The organism is Kitasatospora sp. NPDC036934 (genome assembly GCF_055608425.1).
In genome coordinates, this window is the sequence record NZ_JBVJQR010000024.1 from 26,878 (window position 1) to 46,274 (window position 19,397).

At 71.8% G+C, this 19,397-nt stretch carries 20 protein-coding genes; 1 reads left to right on the forward strand and 19 read right to left on the reverse strand.

The annotated features are described in order from the left end of the window. Window positions 1-39: 39 nt before the first annotated feature. Window positions 40-924, reverse strand: a complete 885-nt coding sequence (gene rpsB / locus ACZ7BZ_RS29705; RefSeq protein ID WP_470361031.1) for a 30S ribosomal protein S2 — start codon at window positions 922-924, stop codon at window positions 40-42. Between the two features lie 980 nt (window positions 925-1,904). Here rpsB and ACZ7BZ_RS29710 point away from each other — a divergent pair. After that, on the forward strand, window positions 1,905-2,264 hold the full coding sequence (locus ACZ7BZ_RS29710) for a peptidoglycan DD-metalloendopeptidase family protein (RefSeq protein ID WP_470361032.1): 360 nt from the start codon (window positions 1,905-1,907) through the stop codon (window positions 2,262-2,264). Window positions 2,265-2,325: 61 nt separating this feature from the next. On the opposite strand, the gene ACZ7BZ_RS29715 is transcribed toward ACZ7BZ_RS29710, so the two are convergent. The 18 genes from ACZ7BZ_RS29715 to proS form a co-directional block, all read right to left on the reverse strand. Next, window positions 2,326-2,910: a TetR/AcrR family transcriptional regulator gene (locus tag ACZ7BZ_RS29715; protein WP_470361065.1), complete on the reverse strand. Its 585-nt coding sequence runs from the start codon at window positions 2,908-2,910 to the stop codon at window positions 2,326-2,328. Between the two features lie 115 nt (window positions 2,911-3,025). Continuing rightward, window positions 3,026-3,898, reverse strand: coding sequence for an RNA polymerase sigma factor WhiG (whiG, locus tag ACZ7BZ_RS29720; protein WP_470361066.1), 873 nt, complete (start codon window positions 3,896-3,898; stop codon window positions 3,026-3,028). A 540-nt stretch (window positions 3,899-4,438) separates the two neighbouring features. Beyond that, window positions 4,439-5,677 carry a DNA-processing protein DprA gene (dprA, locus tag ACZ7BZ_RS29725; RefSeq protein ID WP_470361033.1) on the reverse strand — a complete coding sequence of 413 codons (1,239 nt, stop codon included), beginning with the start codon at window positions 5,675-5,677 and terminating at the stop codon, window positions 4,439-4,441. Beyond that, the gene (locus ACZ7BZ_RS29730; RefSeq protein WP_470361034.1) at window positions 5,674-7,383 is read right to left on the reverse strand and encodes a YifB family Mg chelatase-like AAA ATPase; all 1,710 of its coding nucleotides are present in this window, start codon (window positions 7,381-7,383) and stop codon (window positions 5,674-5,676) included. The genes dprA and ACZ7BZ_RS29730 overlap by 4 nt, the downstream gene beginning before the upstream one ends. A 1-nt stretch (window position 7,384) precedes the next feature. Further along, window positions 7,385-7,888, reverse strand: coding sequence for a YraN family protein (locus ACZ7BZ_RS29735; protein ID WP_470361035.1), 504 nt, complete (start codon window positions 7,886-7,888; stop codon window positions 7,385-7,387). A 168-nt stretch (window positions 7,889-8,056) separates the two neighbouring features. Then, a complete protein-coding gene (locus ACZ7BZ_RS29740) occupies window positions 8,057-8,383 on the reverse strand; it encodes a DUF2469 domain-containing protein (protein ID WP_030056781.1) in 327 nt (108 codons plus the stop codon). Window positions 8,384-8,438: 55 nt separating this feature from the next. After that, window positions 8,439-8,912 (reverse strand): NUDIX hydrolase, encoded by a 474-nt coding sequence (locus ACZ7BZ_RS29745; protein WP_470361036.1) that lies wholly within the window; start codon window positions 8,910-8,912, stop codon window positions 8,439-8,441. A gap of 112 nt (window positions 8,913-9,024) precedes the next feature. Next, window positions 9,025-9,780: a signal peptidase I gene (gene lepB / locus ACZ7BZ_RS29750; RefSeq protein WP_470361037.1), complete on the reverse strand. Its 756-nt coding sequence runs from the start codon at window positions 9,778-9,780 to the stop codon at window positions 9,025-9,027. Window positions 9,781-9,925: 145 nt separating this feature from the next. After that, window positions 9,926-10,942, reverse strand: coding sequence for a signal peptidase I (gene lepB / locus ACZ7BZ_RS29755; RefSeq protein ID WP_470361038.1), 1,017 nt, complete (start codon window positions 10,940-10,942; stop codon window positions 9,926-9,928). A gap of 241 nt (window positions 10,943-11,183) precedes the next feature. Next, window positions 11,184-12,125 (reverse strand): signal peptidase I, encoded by a 942-nt coding sequence (gene lepB, locus ACZ7BZ_RS29760; RefSeq protein ID WP_470361039.1) that lies wholly within the window; start codon window positions 12,123-12,125, stop codon window positions 11,184-11,186. Further along, window positions 12,109-13,080: a signal peptidase I gene (gene lepB, locus ACZ7BZ_RS29765; RefSeq protein ID WP_470361040.1), complete on the reverse strand. Its 972-nt coding sequence runs from the start codon at window positions 13,078-13,080 to the stop codon at window positions 12,109-12,111. The genes lepB (ACZ7BZ_RS29760) and lepB (ACZ7BZ_RS29765) overlap by 17 nt, the downstream gene beginning before the upstream one ends. A gap of 77 nt (window positions 13,081-13,157) precedes the next feature. Further along, window positions 13,158-13,508 (reverse strand): 50S ribosomal protein L19, encoded by a 351-nt coding sequence (rplS, locus tag ACZ7BZ_RS29770; protein WP_030243502.1) that lies wholly within the window; start codon window positions 13,506-13,508, stop codon window positions 13,158-13,160. A 154-nt stretch (window positions 13,509-13,662) separates the two neighbouring features. Beyond that, a complete protein-coding gene (gene trmD / locus ACZ7BZ_RS29775) occupies window positions 13,663-14,481 on the reverse strand; it encodes a tRNA (guanosine(37)-N1)-methyltransferase TrmD (RefSeq protein ID WP_380453474.1) in 819 nt (272 codons plus the stop codon). Window positions 14,482-14,570: 89 nt separating this feature from the next. Then, the gene (rimM, locus tag ACZ7BZ_RS29780; protein ID WP_380453369.1) at window positions 14,571-15,131 is read right to left on the reverse strand and encodes a ribosome maturation factor RimM; all 561 of its coding nucleotides are present in this window, start codon (window positions 15,129-15,131) and stop codon (window positions 14,571-14,573) included. A 264-nt stretch (window positions 15,132-15,395) separates the two neighbouring features. Then, on the reverse strand, window positions 15,396-15,635 hold the full coding sequence (locus tag ACZ7BZ_RS29785) for an RNA-binding protein (protein ID WP_030056773.1): 240 nt from the start codon (window positions 15,633-15,635) through the stop codon (window positions 15,396-15,398). 2 nt (window positions 15,636-15,637) lie between these two features. Next, window positions 15,638-16,066 carry a 30S ribosomal protein S16 gene (gene rpsP / locus ACZ7BZ_RS29790; RefSeq protein WP_380453371.1) on the reverse strand — a complete coding sequence of 143 codons (429 nt, stop codon included), beginning with the start codon at window positions 16,064-16,066 and terminating at the stop codon, window positions 15,638-15,640. A gap of 517 nt (window positions 16,067-16,583) precedes the next feature. Then, window positions 16,584-17,162 (reverse strand): hypothetical protein, encoded by a 579-nt coding sequence (locus tag ACZ7BZ_RS29795; protein ID WP_188307074.1) that lies wholly within the window; start codon window positions 17,160-17,162, stop codon window positions 16,584-16,586. A gap of 517 nt (window positions 17,163-17,679) precedes the next feature. Then, window positions 17,680-19,092 (reverse strand): proline--tRNA ligase, encoded by a 1,413-nt coding sequence (gene proS / locus ACZ7BZ_RS29800; protein ID WP_470361041.1) that lies wholly within the window; start codon window positions 19,090-19,092, stop codon window positions 17,680-17,682. Window positions 19,093-19,397 lie beyond the last annotated feature (305 nt).

Consider the following 19,397-nt stretch of genomic DNA (forward strand, 5'->3'; position numbering starts at 1 on the left):
CCGGTGTCGTACCGGCGAGTGCCCCTCACCCTTGGTACGTCAGGCCTGCTCGGCCGGAGCCTCGGTGGCCGGGGCCTCGGTGGCGGCGGCCTCGGCAGCGGGGGCCTCAGCCGGAGCCTCGGCGGCCGCGGGGGCCTCCTCGGCCTTCTTCTCGCCCTCGATGAGGTCCTTCTCCCAGTCGGCCAGCGGCTGGTCGGCGCCCGGCTCGGCCTTGGTGTCGGCCTTGGCGACACCGGCGCGGGACTTCAGGCCCTCGGCGACGGCGTCGGCGATCACGCGGGTCAGCAGGGTGACGGAGCGGATCGCGTCGTCGTTGCCCGGGATCTTGTAGTCGACCTCGTCCGGGTCACAGTTGGTGTCGAGGATGGCGACGACCGGGATGTTGAGCTTCCGGGCCTCGCCGACCGCGATGTGCTCCTTCTTGGTGTCCACGATCCAGACAGCGCTGGGAACGCGCTGCATGTCGCGGATACCGCCGAGGGTCTTCTCCAGCTTGTCGTGCTCGCGCTGGAGGACCAGGAGCTCCTTCTTGGTGAGGCCGGAGCCGGCCACGTCCGAGAAGTCCAGCTCGCCGAGCTCCTTCAGGCGCTGCAGACGCTTGTAGACGGTCGAGAAGTTGGTCAGCATGCCGCCGAGCCAGCGCTGGTTCACGTAGGGCATGCCCACGCGGGTGGCCTGCTCGGCGATGGCCTCCTGGGCCTGCTTCTTCGTGCCGACGAAGAGGACGCTGCCGCCGTGGGCAACGGTCTCCTTGATGAACTCGAAGGCGCGGTCGATGTAGTTCAGCGACTGCAGCAGGTCGATGATGTAGATGCCGTTGCGCTCGGTGATGATGAAGCGCTTCATCTTCGGGTTCCAGCGGCGGGTCTGGTGACCGAAGTGGACGCCGCTCTCCAGCAGCTCCCGCATCGTGACGACGGCCATTGCCGTGCTCCTCAGGTGTTACGGCCCGGCTGTGGCTGCCCTCGGGGGTTCCCTCGGGCGAAGTGCCTACGGCCAGGTCAGTCTCGGTTGTCCGTGGCGGCCAGGTGACAGCCACGCCTGACGCCCCGATCGTGCCGAGCCGCTTCCACCCGCTCGGTCCGGGGACCGGTCGGGCTCGGCGGACCGAGCGGCACTCGCACCTGGCGGGGCCGCGGAAGAACCGCGTCCGACCACCGGTGGCGGGGCGTGCGAAGTCGACCCGGTGGACCGGGTCGCGTGTGAAGTGTACGGGAAGCGCCGAGCAGCGAGCGACTTCGCGGGCGCGCGAGGGCCTACGGGCGGGCTACGGACGAACGGGCCACGAGCTGCCGACGGCCCGTGGACGGCCCGGGAGACCGACCGTGCGGGAGCCCGGGAGAACGGCTTCGGCGACGGGGCCGCCGCGGACGGAGGAAGGGTGCCGACTGGTCGGCCCACTGCCCGCCGAACGGTCCTCGTATGCCGTTTGTACACCGGATGGCGGAGCTCGTACACCCGTCCGGGTGACGGCGATCCGGGGCGGGGGTGGTTTGTCCACAGGCATCCAGATCTGGGTGGTGTGGAAGTCGGGGCGCGGCCAGTCTCGGGGCATGACTGGACGGCGTGGGGTTCGAGGGGTGGTCACCGGGGCGGTGCCGGCGGTGCTGCTCGCCCTGGCGGGGGTTGCGAGTGCGTCGGGGGTGCCGGCGGGGGTGGGGTGGGCTGCTGGCGTGGCCGGTATGCCTGCTGCTTCTGGTGCGGCGGGAGCTTCGGCGGGCGGCGGGCCGAGTGGAGGTGGTCCCGTCGCCGGGTCCGGCGGCGACTCCGGCGGCGGTCCAGCCGGCGGTTCAGCCGACGGTCCAGGTTGGGGTGCGGCGCGGGCCTGGCCGGTGGGCGGGCCGAGCGGGATGTTGAAGCGGTTCGAGCCACCGGCGAAACCGTGGGCGGCCGGGCACCGGGGGGTGGACCTCTCCGCCGCACCCGGGGCGGAGGTACGGGCGGCTGCCGCCGGGGTGATCGCGTTCTCCGGGCTGGTGGCGGGGCGCCCGGTGGTGACCGTCACCCATCCGGGCTCCGGGACTCCCCCGCTGCGGACCACCTATCTGCCCGTCCTCGGCGAGCTCCCGGTCGGCACCGCGGTGGCCGCCGGGCAGGTGATCGGTCAGCTCGCCCCGGACGGGCGGCACTGCGGCGCGCGGGACTGCCTGCACTGGGGGCTGCTGCGCGGCGGCCGCTACCTCGATCCGCTGGCCCTGCTCGGCACGGGCCGGGCACGCCTGCTGCCACTGAGCGGGCCTGGCCGGGCCGGGCGGATGGAGTGACCCGGCCCGAGGGAAGGGGCCGTTGCTCGGCAAAAGTTCGACGCCCGGGCCGGACGGCGGTTCAGGTGCGGTCGAGGCCGCGCAACACCAGGGCGACGGCACCATCGGCGACCGCCTCGGGGGACTCGACCGGGCAACCCGCCCGGTCCCCGGTGGCGAACTGCTCGGCCCGGCGGACGGCCGCCTCCACGACCCCCTGCAACAACGCCGCGGCGAGCCGGGGCTGCTCGTGGCCGAGGTCCTCCAGGGCCCGGACGACCAGACCGGCGAGCCGGCTGTGCGCCACTCGGATGCGCTCACGCGCGGCCTCGTCCAGTTCCGGTGCCGAGATGGCCATGACGGCGCGGTGCCTCGGGTCGCCGGCCAGGGCCAGCTGACCGCGGACGTACGCCTCGATCCGCTCGGCAGCGGTGTCGCAGCTCGCCATCCCGGCTTCGATCTCGGCCGCCCAGAGCGGGAAGTCCGCCTCGCACAGCGCCTCGACCACGGCGGCGCGGGAGCGGAAGTACTCGTAGACGGAGGAGCGCGCCAGCCCGGTGCGGGCCGCGAGCGCGGGGAAGGTCAGGGCCTCCATGCCACCGTCGGTGAGCAGGTTGCGGGCAGCATCCAGGAGGGCTGCCCGCTGCAGCTGGCGATGCTCGGCCACCGTGGCCGCTCGGATCTTCGGCACGCTCCCACTGTACGGAGCCCTACCTGCGGCCGGTACAGCGCGGCGCATCCGGGTGCGGGGGCCGGGCTCGTCGGACGGCTCCGGCGGCTCGCTACCGGACGTCCGAGAGCTTGGCGCGCAGCTGGAGGACGGACTTGGTGTGGATCTGGCTCACCCGGCTCTCCGTTACCCCCAGCACCTGTCCGATCTCGGCGAGGGTGAGTCCCTCGTAGTAGTAGAGCGTCACCACGGTCTTCTCCCGCTCGGGGAGGGTGTTGACCGCCTGGGCGAGCAGTCTGCGCAGCTCGCGGTCCTCGGCCACCTCGACCGGGTCGTCCGCCCCGTGGTCCTCCAGGGTGTCCACCAGGCTCAGCCGGTCGCCGCCCTCCCCCACCGGGTGCAGCAGCTCGTCCAGGGCCACCACGTTGGCGAGCGACAGCTGGCTGAAGATCGCGTGCAGGTCCTCGATCGCGATGCCCATCTCGGCCGCGACCTCGGGGTCGTGCGGCGTCCGGCGCAGCCGGGCCTCCAGTGTCGCGTAGGTCCGTTCGACGGCCTTCGCCTTCTGGCGCACCGAGCGGGGGATCCAGTCCAGGGCGCGCAGCTCGTCGATGATCGCGCCGCGGATGCGGCTGATCGCGTAGGTCTCGAACTTGATGGCGCGGTCGATGTCGAACTTCTCGATCGCGTCGATCAGCCCGAAGACCCCGGAGGAGACGAAGTCGGCCTGCTCGACATTGGAGGGCAGACCGACCCCGACCCGGCCCGCCACGTACTTGACGAGTGGTGAGTAGTGCAGGATCAGCTGCTCGCGCAGTCGTTGGTCGCCGGTCTCCTTGTACGAACGCCAGAGCTCTTCGAGCGCGCTGCGCCCCGGGGCCCCGGCCTCCCGACCGCCTGCGCCCTCCCCCGTGCCCGCCCGCTCCCGGCGGGGCCGGGAAACGGGTGGGGAGGTGGCATCCGGGGCGGGGGCGCTCGAAGCCAACCGGGGGGCGTGGTCGACGGCCGCGCCACCCGGCGCGTCCGCTTCGCCGACCGCCCCGGGGTTGGGGGCCGGCTTGGCGGTGCGGGCCGGGTCAGCGCCTCCGGTCGCGTCGGTGTCCCTGGCTGGATCGGCGTCCTTGGTCGTGTCCGCGGGCTGGCCTGGTACCACCGTCGGCCGGCCGCCCTGGCGCGACAGGCCTCCCATCGTCCCCGCCGACTTGGGCGGGAACTCGGTCACGGTGCGCCGCTCGGTCCGCGGCCCTCCCGAGGACCGAGCGCCACCGGTCACTCTGTGTCCGGGAATGTGTGTGGGCATACGTTGGTCTGCGCCGTTCTGCCGAGTCATGTGCTGATAGGGAAGGCATGTGGAGCGTAGCGTCACCGACCCACTGCAAAGCGCTACCGCCACTCGGTCGTCCCCCGATCCGGTGGCGTTCGCTCACCGGATCCGGGCACACGAGCGGAAGAACCGGATCAGCAGGTCAGCTGGACCGTGCCGACTCACCTCCCCCGGGCGCACCCGTGTTCGCCTGCCCGCCGCTCACCTCCTCCGTACCGCTCGCCAGTGCGCACCGTGCCGCTCCACGAAGCCGAGCGAGACCAACTCGTAGAGCCGTTGCAGGACTTCGTCCGGCGGGAGTCCGGACTGGCGGGCCAGTCGCTCGACCGGAGCGCCGTCCGCCGTGGCCGGTACGGCCTCCAGCACCCGGGCCACCGCCGGCTCCAGCAAGTCCCTCGGCAGGACCGGACCGCTGCGCTGCGGGGCGAGGTCCTCCCCGATCGACCCGACCAGTTCGGTGACCTCTGCCGCGTCGGTGACCAGCGTGGCGCCGCCGCTGCGGATCAGGGCGTGCACCCCGGCGGAGAGCTCCGAGGTGACGGGCCCGGCGACACCCATGGTGTGGCGGTTGAGGTCCCGCGCCCGTCTGGCCGTGCTCAGGGCTCCGCTGCGCAGAGCCGCCTCGACCACCACGGTGCCCCGGGTCAGCGCCGCGATGACCCGGTTGCGGAGCACGAAGCGGAAGCGGTTCGGGTGCTCTCCGGGCGGGAGTTCGCTGACCAACAGGCCCTGGACGCCGATCCGCCGGATCAGTTCGGCGTTCCCCTTCGGGTAGGCCACGTCGACTCCGCAGGCCAGCACGGCGACGGTCATCCCGCCGACGGCCAGCACCCCTCGGTGGGCCGCGGCGTCGATCCCGTACGCGGCGCCGGAGACCACGACCCAGCCGCGCTCGGCCAGTTGGGCCGAGAGCTCGCCCGCGACATGGGCGCCGTAGGCCGTGCAGGCCCGCGAGCCCACCACGGCCACCGAGCGGAGGGCGAGCAGCCGCAGTGAACCCGTGCCGGTGGTCCACAGCCCGATCGGGCGTCCGTCACCCAGGTCGTCCAGTTGACTGGGCCATTCCGTGTCCCCCGGAATGATGAAGCGCCCGCCGACGTCCCGTACCCGTTTCAGGTCGTTCGCCGGGTCGAGCCCCGGGAGCCGCGCCTGGTAGGCGGCCAGCCGGGCGGAGTCCAGCCCGGGGTGGTCGGGGACGTCGCCCTCCCTGATCGCCCGGACCACCTCCACGGCGGGGAGCTGGCCGAGCCAGCGGCCGACCACCGCGTCGCCCGGTTCGCTGAGCCGGTTGAGCATGGCCCGGGCGAGCCGCTCCGGTTCGAGTCCGGTCCGTGGGCCGGCCTCGGCCGCCCGGGGTGCTCGATCTGCCCGGGGTGCTTGGGCCGCTTGAAGTGCTTGGGCCGCTTGGGCCGCTTGGGGGTGCCCCAACAGCTGGTTCACGCCGCCTCCTCCTCGTTCGCCAGGGGCTTCTCCGGCGGGTCGGGCCAGTCGTCCTCCGGGCCGGTCCTGCGCTGTGCCGGGATGATCCCGGCCCGGCCGTATCCGCGTTCGGGCAGCGGGAGCCCCTGCTCGACCCCGGTGCGCAGGACCAGGGCGGTGCGCACGTCCCGCTGGTCCGGCCGGTCGCGGCCGGCCAGGTCGGCGACCGTCCAGGCGACCCGGAGCACCCGGTCCAGGCCGCGCGCGGTCAGCAGCCCGCGCTCCAGCTGACGGGCGACGTCGTTGAGCGCACCGGACCCGAGCTGCCACCGGGTCCGCAGTTCATGGCCGGGCACCTCCGCGTTGGTCCGCCACGGGGTCTGCGCCAGCCGGACCGCAGCCCGCTCCCGCGCCGCCAGCACCCGGGCCGCGACGGTCTCGGTGTTCTCGGCCGTGGTGTCCCGCTCCATCAGCTCGATCCTGGTCACCGGGGCGACCTGGACCTGGAGGTCGACCCGGTCCAGCAGCGGACCGGAGAGCCGCCCCTGGTACCGGCTGACCATGGCCGGGGTGCACTCACAGCCCTCGCCCCGCCGCGAGTACCGGCCGCACGGGCAGGGATTGGCGGCCAGGCAGAGGAGGAATCGGGCCGGGAGCCGGAGCGAGCCTGCCGATCGGGCGATCACCACCTCGCCCGACTCCAGCGGCTGGCGCAGCGCGTCGAGCACCCGTACCGGGAACTCCGGCGCCTCGTCGAGGAAGAGCACTCCCCGGTGGGCCAAGGACACCGCCCCCGGTCTCGGCAGACCGCTGCCGCCGCCCACGATCGCGGGCATCGTGGTGGAGTGGTGCGGGGCGCAGTAGGGCGCGGTGTCGATCAGCGGACGCCCGGCCGGGAGCAGGCCCGCCACCGAGTGGACGGCGGTGACTTCCAGCGACTCCTTCTGGGTCAGCGGCGGGAGAAGCGCGGGCAGCCGCTCCGCCAACATCGTCTTGCCGGCGCCCGGAGGCCCCTTGAGGTAGAGGTGGTGCCCTCCGGCCGCGGCGATCTCCAGGGCTCGCCTGGCCTCGTACTGACCGGCCACGTCGGCCATGTCGAAACGCGCCGCGCGGTCGTCGGGCAGGCCCCGGACGCTCGCGCTGGGCAGCATCAGGCCGGCCATCAGCGGATCCGGTCTGCCGCCGATCGGGTCGGGCAGCTCCTCCGGCGGCGTCGCCCCGGTCAGGACGGCGACCAGCTGGCGCAGGCTGCGGACCCCGAGCACCGTCACCCCCGGGACGAGCGAGGCTTCGGGCGCCGTCTGCTCGGCGACCACGACCCGGTCGTATCCGGCATCGGCGGCGGCCAGCACCGACGGCAGCACCCCGCGGACCGGCCGCACCCGGCCGTCCAGCCCCAGCTCGCCGATCAGCAGCAGGTCGGCGATGGAGGACGGGTCGAGCCGTTCGGCGGCGGCCAGCACGGCGCAGGCCACCGCGAGGTCGAAGCCGCTGCCGCTCTTGGGCACCGAGGCGGGGCTGAGCCCGACGGTCAGCTTCCGCTGGGGCCAGGCCTCCCCGCTGTTGCAGACCGCTGCGCGGACCCGGTCCCGGGCCTCGCTGAGTGCCTTGTCAGGCAGGCCGACCAGGGTGAACGCGGCCACCCCGGGCTCCAGATCGGCCTGGACCTCGACGATCACTCCGTCGACCCCGACCAGCGCGACGGAACAGGTACGGGCGAAGGCCATCTCAGACCACCCCCCGCAGGTGGTCGACCAGGGCCGCACCCCGCGCCCGGTTGACCACGGCGACCAAGTCGATCCGCACTCCGCCCGGTGGGGCGGGCGGCCACTGCGGATCGGACGGCCCGGGGTCGTACCCGGGCCCGGCCAGCCGGGCGAAGTGGCCGGGCCAGCGTTCAGCCAGCCAGCGCTCCGCCAGCCGCCGCAGCCGGGCGGCCTTGGCCCGGTCGATGGCCTCGCTGGGCTGCTGGAAGCCCCGCTCGGAGCGGGTCTTCACCTCGCAGACCGCGACGGTGTCGCCGTCGAGGGCCACGATGTCCAGCTCGCCCTCGACGCAGCGCCAGTTGCGGTCGAGGATGCGGAGCCCGGCCTCCGCGAGGTGACGGGCGGCGACCCGCTCCCCGTAGCGGCCGAGCCCGGTCCTGGTGCTGCGGTCCCGGTCGGCCAGGTCGTCCGCCGCGTTCTCGGCCGTGTTCGGTACGGCCTGGTCCTGCACGATGGTGTTCTGCATGGTGACCACCTCCGCCGAGGAGGCTGCACCACCGCGCAGACCGAAACCGGGAATTACCGGTTGCCTGTGGATAACTCGGGTCTGGAGACGACTCCTGTCACCCGCAGGAGTGAGAAGCCCCCGTCACGCGAAATTCGGCTGGACAGCGTGGGACTGAGTCGTCCAACGTCAGTTCCCGAAGCCGGACTCGTCCGAGGGCAGCTCCAGATCGCTCTTCGCGAGTTCCTCGATGTTCACGTCCTTGAAGGTCAGCACCCGGACCTTGCGGACGAACCGGGCCGGCCGGTACATGTCCCAGACCCACGCATCCGCCATCGACACCTCGAAGAACACCTCGCCCTGGACCGAGTGCACCTGCAGCTCGTAGTCGTTGGTGAGGTAGAAACGTCGCTCAGTCTCGATCACGTACTTGAACAGGCCGACGACGTCCCGGTACTCCCGGTAGAGCTTGAGCTCCATCTCGGTCTCGTACTTCTCGAGATCTTCGGCACTCATCCAGGCGTCCCCTCAAATTGTCACGTCCACCCATTGTGGACCACCGCACCCACGCTCAGAGCCGTACCGGATCGACCGGCGGGCCCTCTGCCAGCAGTCGCTCCAGGAAGTCCGCCAGCCCGACCGGATAGACCGTGTCGGCTGTCCCCCGCAATTCCTCGACCGTCCACCAGCGCGCCGCGAGCAGCTGGGCGTGTTCGTCCTCGCCCATGCCCGAGTGGTCCAGTTCCGTCCCCGCGGTCCGGGCCAGGTGGAACCACTGCTCCTGCTCGTAACGCTGCCCCTGAAAGGAGAACGACACCGTGCCGTACGCCACCAAGGGCCCCAGGTCCACACCCCGCAAGCCGGTTTCCTCCGCGAGCTCCCGCTCGGCGGCCTCCCGCACGTCCTCCCCCGGCTCCAAGCCGCCCCCGGGCGTGAACCACCACGCCTCGTCGGGGGCTGCGGGGTCGACCCCCAGGAAGAGGAGGATGCGGTCCTGCCCGTCCAGCAGCAGGATCCGCGCCGCCCTGCGACGCTGTGCAGTCATGGCAGCGCTCCACGCTCCTTCCGTTCGCATCGGTGGCGCTACCGATCCTGCCACCCGGCGCGTCCGTCCGGGGCGATGTTCGGCAGAGCGGCCCGGCCTGCGACGGTCGCGCTCAGGAGCTGTGCCTCCGGCGGAGCCGGCGCGCCAGGCCCGCCACCCCGCCCACCACCGAGGTCACGACGATCAGCGCCGCGCCCGCAACGCTGGCGTAGGCGGCCGGCTCCAGCGGCCCCGGGTCCCCGGCCCTCGGGCCCGCGAAACCGTCGAAGGCCGTGGTCCGGTGCAGCAGGCCGGTCCGCCCGAAGGGCAGCAGGGTGGCCTCGACCCTGGCCTCGACCGCGGTGGCCGGGACGGTCCCGCCGTCGACCTCCAGGTGGGTGCGGGAGTCGAGCGAGCCGACCCGGTTGTCGCCGAGCAGGAACAGCCGGCCCTGCGGCACCGTCACGCTGAACGACTCGCCCTGGCGGCCCTGGGTCGCGAGGTAGGGCTCCTCCACGGGCTGTCCGTCGACCGTCAGCCGGTGGTCGTCCGCAGTGGTGGCGACGGTGTCGCCGCCGACCGCGACGACCCGCTTGACCATGAGCTCCCCGCCCCAGGCCTGGTCCCGGAAGACCACCACGTCGCCTCGGCCGATGGCGCCGCCGTCGGCCTTGCGGGCGAGCACGGTGTCGCCGACCTGGAGCGTCGGGTGCATCGAGGCCGTGGGGATCTTGTACGGCCGGTAGTCGATCGCTATGAGCGCGAAACCGCCGATCATCAGCAGCAGCCCGAGCGCGAGCGCGACGCCCTGCAGCACCGCGGCGGGCCGCCGGCCGGACGGGGCGGGCGCGTCCGGCTGGTCGGCCGACTGCTCCACGACACTGCTCATCGAAACCGTCCACCTCTGGCCGACCGGAGAACACCACTGGCACGCCGGTGGCTCGGGCGCGAACGCCGACGGGCCGTGGCACGTCCGAGCAGATTACTCGTCGGTACCACGGCCCGCGCAAGGGTCGGGGAGGAGCTGGTGGAGCTCAGGAGGCCTTCCGGCGCTCCGTCCGGGTCCGCACCCGGCGCACCAGCGGAAGCAGGACGACGGCCCCCACCGCACCGGCCACGGGGGGCGCGACCGGCAAGGCCGCTGCCAGGCCCTTCTGGTCGAAGGTGTCCGGCACCGGGAGCGTGGACCAGTGGCTGACCGGCCAGGCCACCACGAAGGCACGCCCGATCACGTTGTCCACCGGCACGGTGCCGCCGCCCGGCTGGTCCATGTGGAAGCGGGAGTCGAGCGAGTCCGCGCGGTGGTCGCCCATCACCCAGATCCGGCCCTTCGGCACCTTCACCGGGCCGAAGGGCTGCGTCCCGCAAGGAGTGTTGCCGGAGTAGATGTACGGCTCGTTGAGCGCCACTCCGTTGACCTTGACCGGGCCGTCGTCCTTGCACTCGACGGTGTCGCCACCGACCGCGATGACCCGCTTGATCAGGTCCTTCTCATTGGCGGAGGGCATCAGCCCGACGAAGCTGAGCACGTCCTGCACGCCGCGGACGAAGGAGTTGCTGCTCTGCTGGGTCGGCTCGTCGTTGAGCCAGCCGCCCGGGTCGTGGAACACCACGACGTCTCCGCGCTCGGGCTCGGATCCGAACCAGGGGGTCAGCTTGTCCACCAGCACCCGGTCGCCGACCTGCAGGGTGTTCTGCATCGACTCGGACGGAATGGAGAAGGCCTGGACGAAGAAGGTCTTGATCACCAGCGCCAGGATCAGCGCGATGCCGACCAGGATCGGCAGCTCCTTCAGGAAGGAGCGCTGCTTGCGCGGCTTGGCCGGCGCCTCCGAATCCGAATCGTCCGCCGACCCGTCCGCCGACCCGCTCTCCGGCCGCGGGGGCTCCGCGGGACCGTCCGAGCCGGTGCCGTGCTCATCGGCGGTCTGGGCCGCCGCGTCCTCGACCGCGGCGGAGGGCGCCGAGGACTCGGCGGACCGGCTCACCCGGCCGCCCGGGCCCTCGGGTTCCCCGGCGCCTGAGCGGGCACCGATCACCAAATCCCCCACAACGTCTCCTCCCTGCTGTGCGGACGCCCGCGCGCCCGCGCTCAAAGTGCCGCACAGCGGGCACCACGCTCACCACGACCATGAACGCATCAGGATTGCCCACAGCGGACTCCCCTGACACCAACACCGCCTGGCGGACAGCCGGGACCGCTCCCGGCCGCACCTGCACTTCTCTATCACTCCAAGGCATCCGGCTCACGGTTCCACACGCGCCGCCAGCCCGTTCAACGGCCGCAGCGGCTCACTCCGGAGGCCGCCTCAGCCGGCGAACGACGAGCGGAAGGATGCCCAACACACCCATAACGAGCGGAGGTTCCACGGGAACCGGCCCAACCGCCATCGATTCTGGCGTAGTTCTCGCGACCTGCGGGGTCGCGGAAAGAGAGGAGAGTGAACCCGGTTCATCGAGTTGATGGAAGCGGCCCAGCGGCCAGGCGATCACGAACGCGCGACCGACCACATCGGTCAGCGGGACGGTGCCCTGTCCCGGATTGCCCATGTGGAAGCGGGAGTCGGCGGAGACGTCGCGGTGGTCCCCCATCACCCACAGCCGCCCCTTCGGCACCGTCACCTTGAACGGCTGCCGGGACGGCGGGTTGCCGGCCGCGAGGTACGGCTCCTCCACCGGGTGGCCGTTGACGCTGAGCCGCCCCCGCTCGTCGCAGCACTCGACGGTGTCCCCGCCGACACCGATCACGCGCTTGATCAGGTCCTGCTCGTTGTCGGACGGCAACAGTCCGACGAAGGTCAGCACTTGCTTGGCCGGGCCCAGTACCGGCCCGTCGCCGGACGGCTTGCGATCGCCCTCCAGCCAGCCGCCCGGATCCTTGAACACCACCACGTCGCCGCGCTGCGGCTCGCTGCCGAACCAGGGGGTCAATTTGTCCACCAGCACCCGGTCCCCGACCTGGATGGTCTGCTCCATCGAGCCCGAGGGGATCACGAACACCTGGATCAGGAAGGTCTTCATCACCAGCGCCACCAGCAGTGCCACCAGGATGATCAGCGGGAACTCGCGCAGCAGCGAGCGCTTGCGTCGACGCGCCGCGCGGCGGGCGCTACGGCGGCGCTCGGCGCGGCCGCGGACCGGTACAGCGGGGCCGGCGCCGGCGTGGTCCGCCTCGCCGCTGCCCTGCTCCGGGGCCGGGTGGTCGGCGACCCTCCCCCTACCCCTGCTCCCCATGACCACCCGTCCCCGTAATCGCGGCGAAGGCCGTGGGCCGGTTCAGGCCGGTCAGGCGCGAGAACGGGTAGACCACCCACTCGGCCCGGCCGATCACCTTGTCCTCGGGCACGAAGCCCCCACCGGGCTCACCGAGGTGGTCACGCGAGTCCCGGGAGGCGCTGCGGTGATCGCCCAGCACGAACAGCTTGCCGCGCGGCACCAGGATGTCGAAGGGTACGTCGGACGGCTGGTCGCCCGGGTCCAGGTAAGCGGTCTCGTCCACCGGCACGCCATTGACGGTGACCGGCGCACCCGGGCCGGTGCTCCGCACCCGGTCCCCGGCGACACCGACCACGCGCTTGACGTAGACCGTGTCCCCGGCCGGGACCAGCCCGAGGTCCCGGCCGACCGAGCGCAGGCTGTCCCAGAACCCCGGTGGCTCGGCCGACTCGGGGAGGAAGGATCCCGTCCCGTCGAAGACCACGACGTCGCCCCGTTGGGGGTGACCGCCGAAGGCGTAGGCGAGTTGGTTGGCGATCAACCGGTCGCCGGGCTGCAGGGTGTTCTCCATCGAGCCGGACGGCACCGTGAACGGACGGGCCACGAAGGCGTTCACGAGGAGCAGCGCCGCCAGGCAGATCCCGGCCAACAGCAGCAGGTCCCGCGAACGCGACCGCCCGGGCGCCTCGTCGGCCTCGTCGTGAGCCTCGTCGCCATCCTCGTCGTCGGCCGCACCGCAGGCCGCTTCCGCGCCTGCGTCCGCGTCCTCGTCCGTCGTCTCGGCCCGATCGTGGTCCGGGTTCTGGCCGCTGCTCTCGACGTCGCCCCGGCCTCCGCCCGTCTCCGCGGACGACCTCGGCCCCGCCCCCGACCCCGACCCCGACCCGGAAACGACCGCGGACCGCGACAGCGAGTCCGCACCGGTGGGTGCGGGACTGCCGTCGCGGTCCGCGAGTGGTTCGTGCGTGCTCATCGGGCGCTGAGCTTACCTTGCGGCAGCCCGGCCCCTCGGAGCGATCCGGCCCCCCGGCGCGGCCAGGGGTCCGTGGATCAGCGGTCGCGCTTCTCCTTGATCTTCGCGGCCTTGCCGCGGAGGTCACGCAGGTAGTACAGCTTGGCGCGGCGAACCGCACCGCGGGTCACGACCTCGATCTTCTCGACGACCGGGGTGTGCACCGGGAAGGTGCGCTCCACGCCGACGTTGAAGCTGACCTTGCGAACGGTGAAGGTCTCACCGACGCCGGCGCCGTGGCGACGGATGACGACGCCCTGGAAGACCTGGACACGGGAGCGGTTGCCCTCGATGACCCGGACGTGAACCTTCAGGGTGTCACCGGCGCGGAAGGCCGGGATGTCGGTGCGCAGCGAAGCCGCGTCGACAGCAGCGAGCTTGTTGCTCATGTTGCTCTCCATCGCAGGCGCCACGGGCCGCCCACGGAAGTTCGTCACAATGGGGTGAGCTGCGGGCCGCATCGGCTGGCGGCGATCCCCCCGTGGCGAGGGCGCCGGTCCACGTGTTCCCTACGGAAGGGAACCAGCGACAGACAGCAGCGGCCTATTCTTCCACATCACCGGCTGCGGACCGAAATCGGCCCAGCTCCTCGTCCCAGGCCAGGCCCAGGACGCTGAGCGCCGCCCGGTCCTTCTTGTCGAAGGCGCCGTTCTGCCAGCGCCCGACCAGGTCGGGCCGGTTGGCCAGGGTGCGGGCGAAGGCCTGCTCCCGCCGCCAGCGGGCGATCTTGCCGTGGTTTCCGCTGAGCAGCACGTCCGGTACGGTCCGGCCGCGCCATTCGGCGGGCTTGGTGTAGACCGGGCCCTCCAGCAGGTCGGCCATCGCACCGGGGGCGAAGGAGTCGTCCCGGTGGGACTCGGCGTTGCCGAGCACGCCGGGCAACAGCCGGGCGATGGCCTCGACCATCACCAGCACCGCGACCTCGCCGCCGGCCAGCACGTAGTCGCCGATCGAGGCCTCGACCACCGGCATGCGGGTGGCGGCCTCCTCGATGACCCGGCGGTCGATGCCCTCGTACCGCGCGGGGGTGAACGCCAGCCAGGGGCGGCCCGCCAGTTCCTGCGCCAGCTCCTGGGTGAACGGGCGCCCGCTCGGGGTCGGCACGACCAGCGTGGGGACCTCGCCCGCAGGACCGCCGGCCACCACCGCGTCCAGCGCCTCGCCCCACGGCTCGGGCTTCATCACCATGCCGGGGCCGCCGCCGTACGGGCTGTCGTCCACCGTGCGGTGCACGTCATGGGTCCATTCCCGCAGGTCGTGGAGGTGCACGTCGAGCTGGCCACGGGCCCGGGCCTTGCCGACCAGCGAGATGTTCAGCGGTTCCAGGTACTCGGGGAAGATCGAGACGACATCGATCCGCATCCCGGACCGGACGCCCTGGTCTCCCTGGATGTCGACACCGTGGACATCCGCATCCCGGAGGACGGCGTCCCCGGAAGCCTGCTCGGCGCTCACTCCGACTCCTCCGGCTCCTCCGAGGCGCCGCGGGCGACCTCGGCCTCCTCGGGGTCGATCAGCCCGGGCGGCGGGGTGATCACGGCCCGCTGGTTCTCCAGGTCGATGGTCGGCACGATCTGGGTGACGAAGGGCACCATCACCTCGGTACCGTCGGCCTTCTCCACCATGAGCAGGTCCTGGTACGGCAGGTGGACGACCTCGGTCAGCTCGCCGACCCGGGTGCCGTCGAGCAGCACCACGTCGAGGCCGATCAGCTGGTGGTCGTAGTACTCCTCCGGGTCGTCCGGACGCTCCTCCGGGTCGACCTCGGAGATGAGCAGGGTGCCGCGCAGTGCCTCGGCGGCGTTGCGGTCCTTGACGCCGGCGAAGCGCAGCAGCAGCCGGCCGCTGTGCACCCGGCCGGACTCGATGGTCAGGGGCCCGGCCGAGGCCGGGTCGGTGAGCAGGACGGCACCAGGGCCGAGCCGGAGTTCCGGCTCGTCGGTGCGGACCTCGACACTGACGTCCCCTCTGATGCCGTGGGCGCGGCCGATCTTGCCGACGACGAGCTGCACGGTGATCGTTCTCCTGGAGTTGCTGAGCGAGAGGCAGAGACAGATGAGCAGGTGTAGATGAGCTGAGACGGATGCGACGAAAACGCCTGGAGCCGACCCCGGCGAAGGTCCACGAGGACCCACAAAGGCCGGCGAAGACCCGCAGAAGCCGCCCAGACGACCAGACGACCAGACGACCGATCGGGCCGCGGAAGCGAAAAAGGCCGACCGGGACGACATGCGTCCCGGTCGGCCTCAAGCCCGACGGCTGAACGAGCAGCTGCGTCAGCGAATGTTGTCCACGTCGACCAGGTCGACCCGGACGTTGCGACCGCCGAGGGCGCCGACCACGGTGCGCAGTGCGCGCGCCGTGCGGCCGCCCCGGCCGATCACCTTGCCGAGATCATCAGGGTGCACCCGCACCTCGATGGTGTTGCCCCGACGCAGGTTGCGCGAACGCACCTGCACCTCGTCGGGGTGCTCGACGATGCCCTTTACCAAGTGGTCGAGGGCGTCCTCGATCACGCTCAGGCCTCGACGGCGGCGTCGGCCTCAGCCTCGGCCTTGTCCGACTTCTTGGCCTTCGGGGTGATGGCGACACCGGTGGTGGCGTCCTCGAAGCCGGCGACGGCCTTCGCGAACAGGTGCGAGAAGTCCTCGACCTTGGGCTCGGCGACCAGCAGCGGCGCCGGGGCCGGCAGGCCCTTGAACTTCTGCCAGTCGCCGGTCAGCTTGAGGATCGCGAGGACCGGCTCGGTCGGCTGGGCGCCGACGGACAGCCAGTACTGGGCGCGGTCGCTGTCGACCTCGATCTTCGAGGGGTTGTAGGTCGGCTGGTAGATGCCGATCTCCTCGATCGCGCGACCGTCACGCTTGGTGCGGGCGTCGGCGACGACGATGCGGTAGTGCGGGGAGCGAATCTTGCCGAGACGCTTCAGCTTGATCTTGACTGCCACGGGAGTGGATTCTCCTGGTGTTGACGTGGGTGAGCGGCCTTGCCGTCCGCGTGGGGTTGCGGGGCGGGCCGTTCAAGGGACACGCCAGCCGTAGGAGAGAGGGGTCCTGACCCGGCTGCCGAGTACTCAGCTGTCTATTCTGCCATACCGGCGCGAAGGGTCTTCACTCGGCCGTCCCGACCGGCACGCGGCCACCCCGACCGACACCCGACCGTCCCGACCGGCACGCGGCCACCCCGACCGGCACGCGGCCACCCCGACCGACACCCGACCGACCCGACCGTCACCCGCAGGGGACTCGCCAGGAACCCGCTGGGAGCCCGCGACACAGGGCCACACCCGGCGGACAGCGCCAGCACAGGCGCCGCGAACGAACAGCTCAGGGCTCGACCGGGAGCCCCCGCTCCCGGTCAGCCCACAGACTCACCGATGTCACCGATGTCACCGCTGCCGATCACGCCGATCACGCCGGCCGCGCCGACTGCCCGCACAGTCGCCGACCGGCCCCGACGCCGGGTTATGCGATCTTGAACGGCTGCTGGCACGCACCGCAGACGATGGACGCCTGGGCGAGCACCGACGGCACGACCCGGACGTTGCGTCCGCAGCCGCAGACCGCCTTGACCCGGACGCCACCCCCGGAGGAGCCGTGCCGGGCGGCCGGGCCGCGGAAGGCGCGGTTGGTGCCGTCGCCGGCCACCGCTTCCTGGTGCGCGCCGAGGGCGCGGTCCAGCCGCTCGATGGTCTCGGCGTAGCGCTCCTGCGTCTCCTTGAGCATGGTCACCTGGGAGAAGCCGCTGCTGGCGTGCGGCTCGACCGGGTGTGCCAGGCCCAGCTCGGAGGCGAGCATCAGGAAGCGCCGGTTGTGGTATCGGCCGGCGCGCGAGGTGTCCCGGATGTCCCGGGCCGCGGCCAGACCGTGGGCAGCCTCGTGGAGGAGCCGCTCGAAACCGAGCCGCGTGCCACAGGCCGAGGAGGACTCGCCGATCAGTGCCTCGGGCGAGGCCAGGTCGGGAAGGTCCTGGTGGTAGGCCTGGATGTCACTCCAGGCGGCGGCCAGTTCGGCCGCGAGGACGAGGGGCTGTGTCGTGCTCACGCTAGACCAACGATGCAGAGTGAGCCGATGTTCCGCATGTTCCCGTTCTCCGGGAATTCCCAGGGAACTCCCAGGAATGCGCGACTGCGCGCGAATTGCGCGTTCCGGATCTTACGCAAGACCAACCCCCTGCCGGTTTCGGCCCGTCGCAACACCGGCGGACCTCGTGAATTCCATCCGGGAGGCGGGCTGTCGCCCCCAGGACGTACGGCCCGTGGACCCGCCGAAGTTGACAGGGCCACGGGCCGTACACCGTACCGCTATTCCGTTAATACCGGCAGTTGACCGGCCAGTAGGGATGTAGCCCGCTCGGGCTCCTCCGGCAGAGTTACCGGATTCTTACCCATCCGCATTCCGGGCAAATGTCGCCGGTAACGGTCATTACCTGCCGGCGGCCGTCATCAGTACGCGCAGCAGTGCGCACGCCGGTACGTACGGCAGTAGCACGTCAGTACGCGCAACACTACTCGCAACAGTGCGTACCGGTACGTGCATCAGTGCGATCAGTGCGCGGCGGTCAGTACGCGCGCGCGACGATCGCGATATTGCCGTCCTGGTCGTCCGTCTGCGGCACCGAACCGTCGGCCGCGACGATGCAGCGCACCGTGACGCCCTGCTCCGACAGCTTGGCCTCGCCCTCCGCGCCGAGGTCGGCCCAGGAGATCCGGCCCCAGCCGGTCGCGGCGGCCTCGACGGCCTCGTCGAGGGTCTTGACGTCGACGGTGCGGGCCTCGCGGCGCTCGCGGGACTGGCGCAGCAGCAGCGCCTGGTCCTCCTCCAGGACGCCCGGCAGCAGCGCGGCCAGGGCGTCGATGGAGACCGGCTCCTTGCCGCCGGGGATGCGGCGGGCCAGCATCGCGGTGCCGTTCTCCAGGTCGCGCGGGCCGACCTCGATGCGCAGCGGAACGCCCTTGAGCTCCCAGTCGACGGCGCGGCGGCCGAACGGGGTGTCGGTGCGGTCGTCGACCACGACCCGGATGCCGGCGGCCTCCAGCTGGGCGCCGATCTCGCGGACCTTGGCGATGACCGCGTCGTCGCCCTTGATGGCCAGCACCACGGCCTGGACGGCGGCCAGGCGCGGGGGCACCCGCAGGCCGTTGTCGTCGCCGTGGGACATGATCAGTCCGCCGACCATGCGGGTCGAGACGCCCCAGGAGGTCTGCCAGACGTGCTCGCGCTCGGCGCCCTGCAACTGGTAGGTGGTGTTGAACGCCTTGGCGAAGTTCTGGCCCAGCTCGTGGCTGGTGCCCATCTGCAGCGCCTTGCCGTCACCCATCATGCCTTCGAGGGTGAGGGTGTTGATGGCGCCGGCGAAGCGCTCCTTGGCGGTCTTGCGGCCGAGCACGACGTCGATGCCGAGCACATTGGTCATGAAGTCGCCGTAGACCTGGGTGTGGATCATCGACGCGTACGCACGGGCGTCCTCGTAGGTGGCGTGGGCGGTGTGGCCCTCCTGCCAGAGGAACTCTGTGGTGCGCAGGAAGACGCGCGGGCGGAGCTCCCAACGGACCACGTTGGCCCACTGGTTGATCAGCAGGGGCAGGTCCCGGTGGCTCTGCACCCACTTGGAGAAGTACTCGTTGATGATGGTCTCGGAGGTCGGCCGGACGACGACCGGCTCCTCCAGCTGCTTGCCGCCGCCGTGGGTGACCACCGCGAGTTCGGGCGCGAAGCCCTCGACGTGCTCGGCTTCCTTGGTCAGGTAGGACTGCGGGATGAACATCGGGAAGTAGGCGTTCTGCGCGCCCGCCTTCTTGATGCGCGCGTCCATCTCCTGCTGCATCCGCTCCCACAGGCCGTAGCCGTACGGTCGGATGACCATGGTGCCGCGCACCGGACCGTTGTCGGCCAGCTCGGCCTTGTTGATGAGGTCCTGGTACCAGCGCGGGAAGTCTTCCGCCTGAGGGGTGAGAACGGGTGCCTTAGCCATGGGCGGAATGGTACGGGGATCGACCCCCTCACTTCGAATCGCCATCACACTTGCGGGAGATCACGGCCGCCCTCGCGGGAGATCGTCACCGCCCTCGCGGGGGATCGCCACCGCTCTCGCGGGACGTCACCGCCGCCCTCACCGGCCGGCAGCCGTGGCATGCCGTCCGCAGGGGGCGCACGACCGCGACACGCGCGCACCACCCTGCACCCCTCTGGACGCCGGGCCCGACCCGCTGTTCGCTGGAGTGGGGCGGGACTTTGGGGGAGCCGTAGCAGCACACCGAAGGACCGGATGGGAGGCCG

Bases quoted from the DNA above. Each gene is read 5' to 3' on its own strand.
- rpsB (WP_470361031.1), bottom strand. From the start codon at position 924: ATGGCCGTCGTCACGATGCGGGAGCTGCTGGAGAGCGGCGTCCACTTC.
- ACZ7BZ_RS29730 (WP_470361034.1), bottom strand. From the start codon at position 7,383: ATGGCCTTCGCCCGTACCTGTTCCGTCGCGCTGGTCGGGGTCGACGGA.
- ACZ7BZ_RS29735 (WP_470361035.1), bottom strand. From the start codon at position 7,888: ATGCAGAACACCATCGTGCAGGACCAGGCCGTACCGAACACGGCCGAG.
- ACZ7BZ_RS29740 (WP_030056781.1), bottom strand. From the start codon at position 8,383: ATGAGTGCCGAAGATCTCGAGAAGTACGAGACCGAGATGGAGCTCAAG.
- ACZ7BZ_RS29745 (WP_470361036.1), bottom strand. From the start codon at position 8,912: ATGACTGCACAGCGTCGCAGGGCGGCGCGGATCCTGCTGCTGGACGGG.
- lepB (WP_470361037.1), bottom strand. From the start codon at position 9,780: ATGAGCAGTGTCGTGGAGCAGTCGGCCGACCAGCCGGACGCGCCCGCC.
- lepB (WP_470361039.1), bottom strand. From the start codon at position 12,125: ATGGGGAGCAGGGGTAGGGGGAGGGTCGCCGACCACCCGGCCCCGGAG.
- lepB (WP_470361040.1), bottom strand. From the start codon at position 13,080: ATGAGCACGCACGAACCACTCGCGGACCGCGACGGCAGTCCCGCACCC.
- rplS (WP_030243502.1), bottom strand. From the start codon at position 13,508: ATGAGCAACAAGCTCGCTGCTGTCGACGCGGCTTCGCTGCGCACCGAC.
- trmD (WP_380453474.1), bottom strand. From the start codon at position 14,481: ATGCGGATCGATGTCGTCTCGATCTTCCCCGAGTACCTGGAACCGCTG.
- proS (WP_470361041.1), bottom strand. From the start codon at position 19,092: ATGGCTAAGGCACCCGTTCTCACCCCTCAGGCGGAAGACTTCCCGCGC.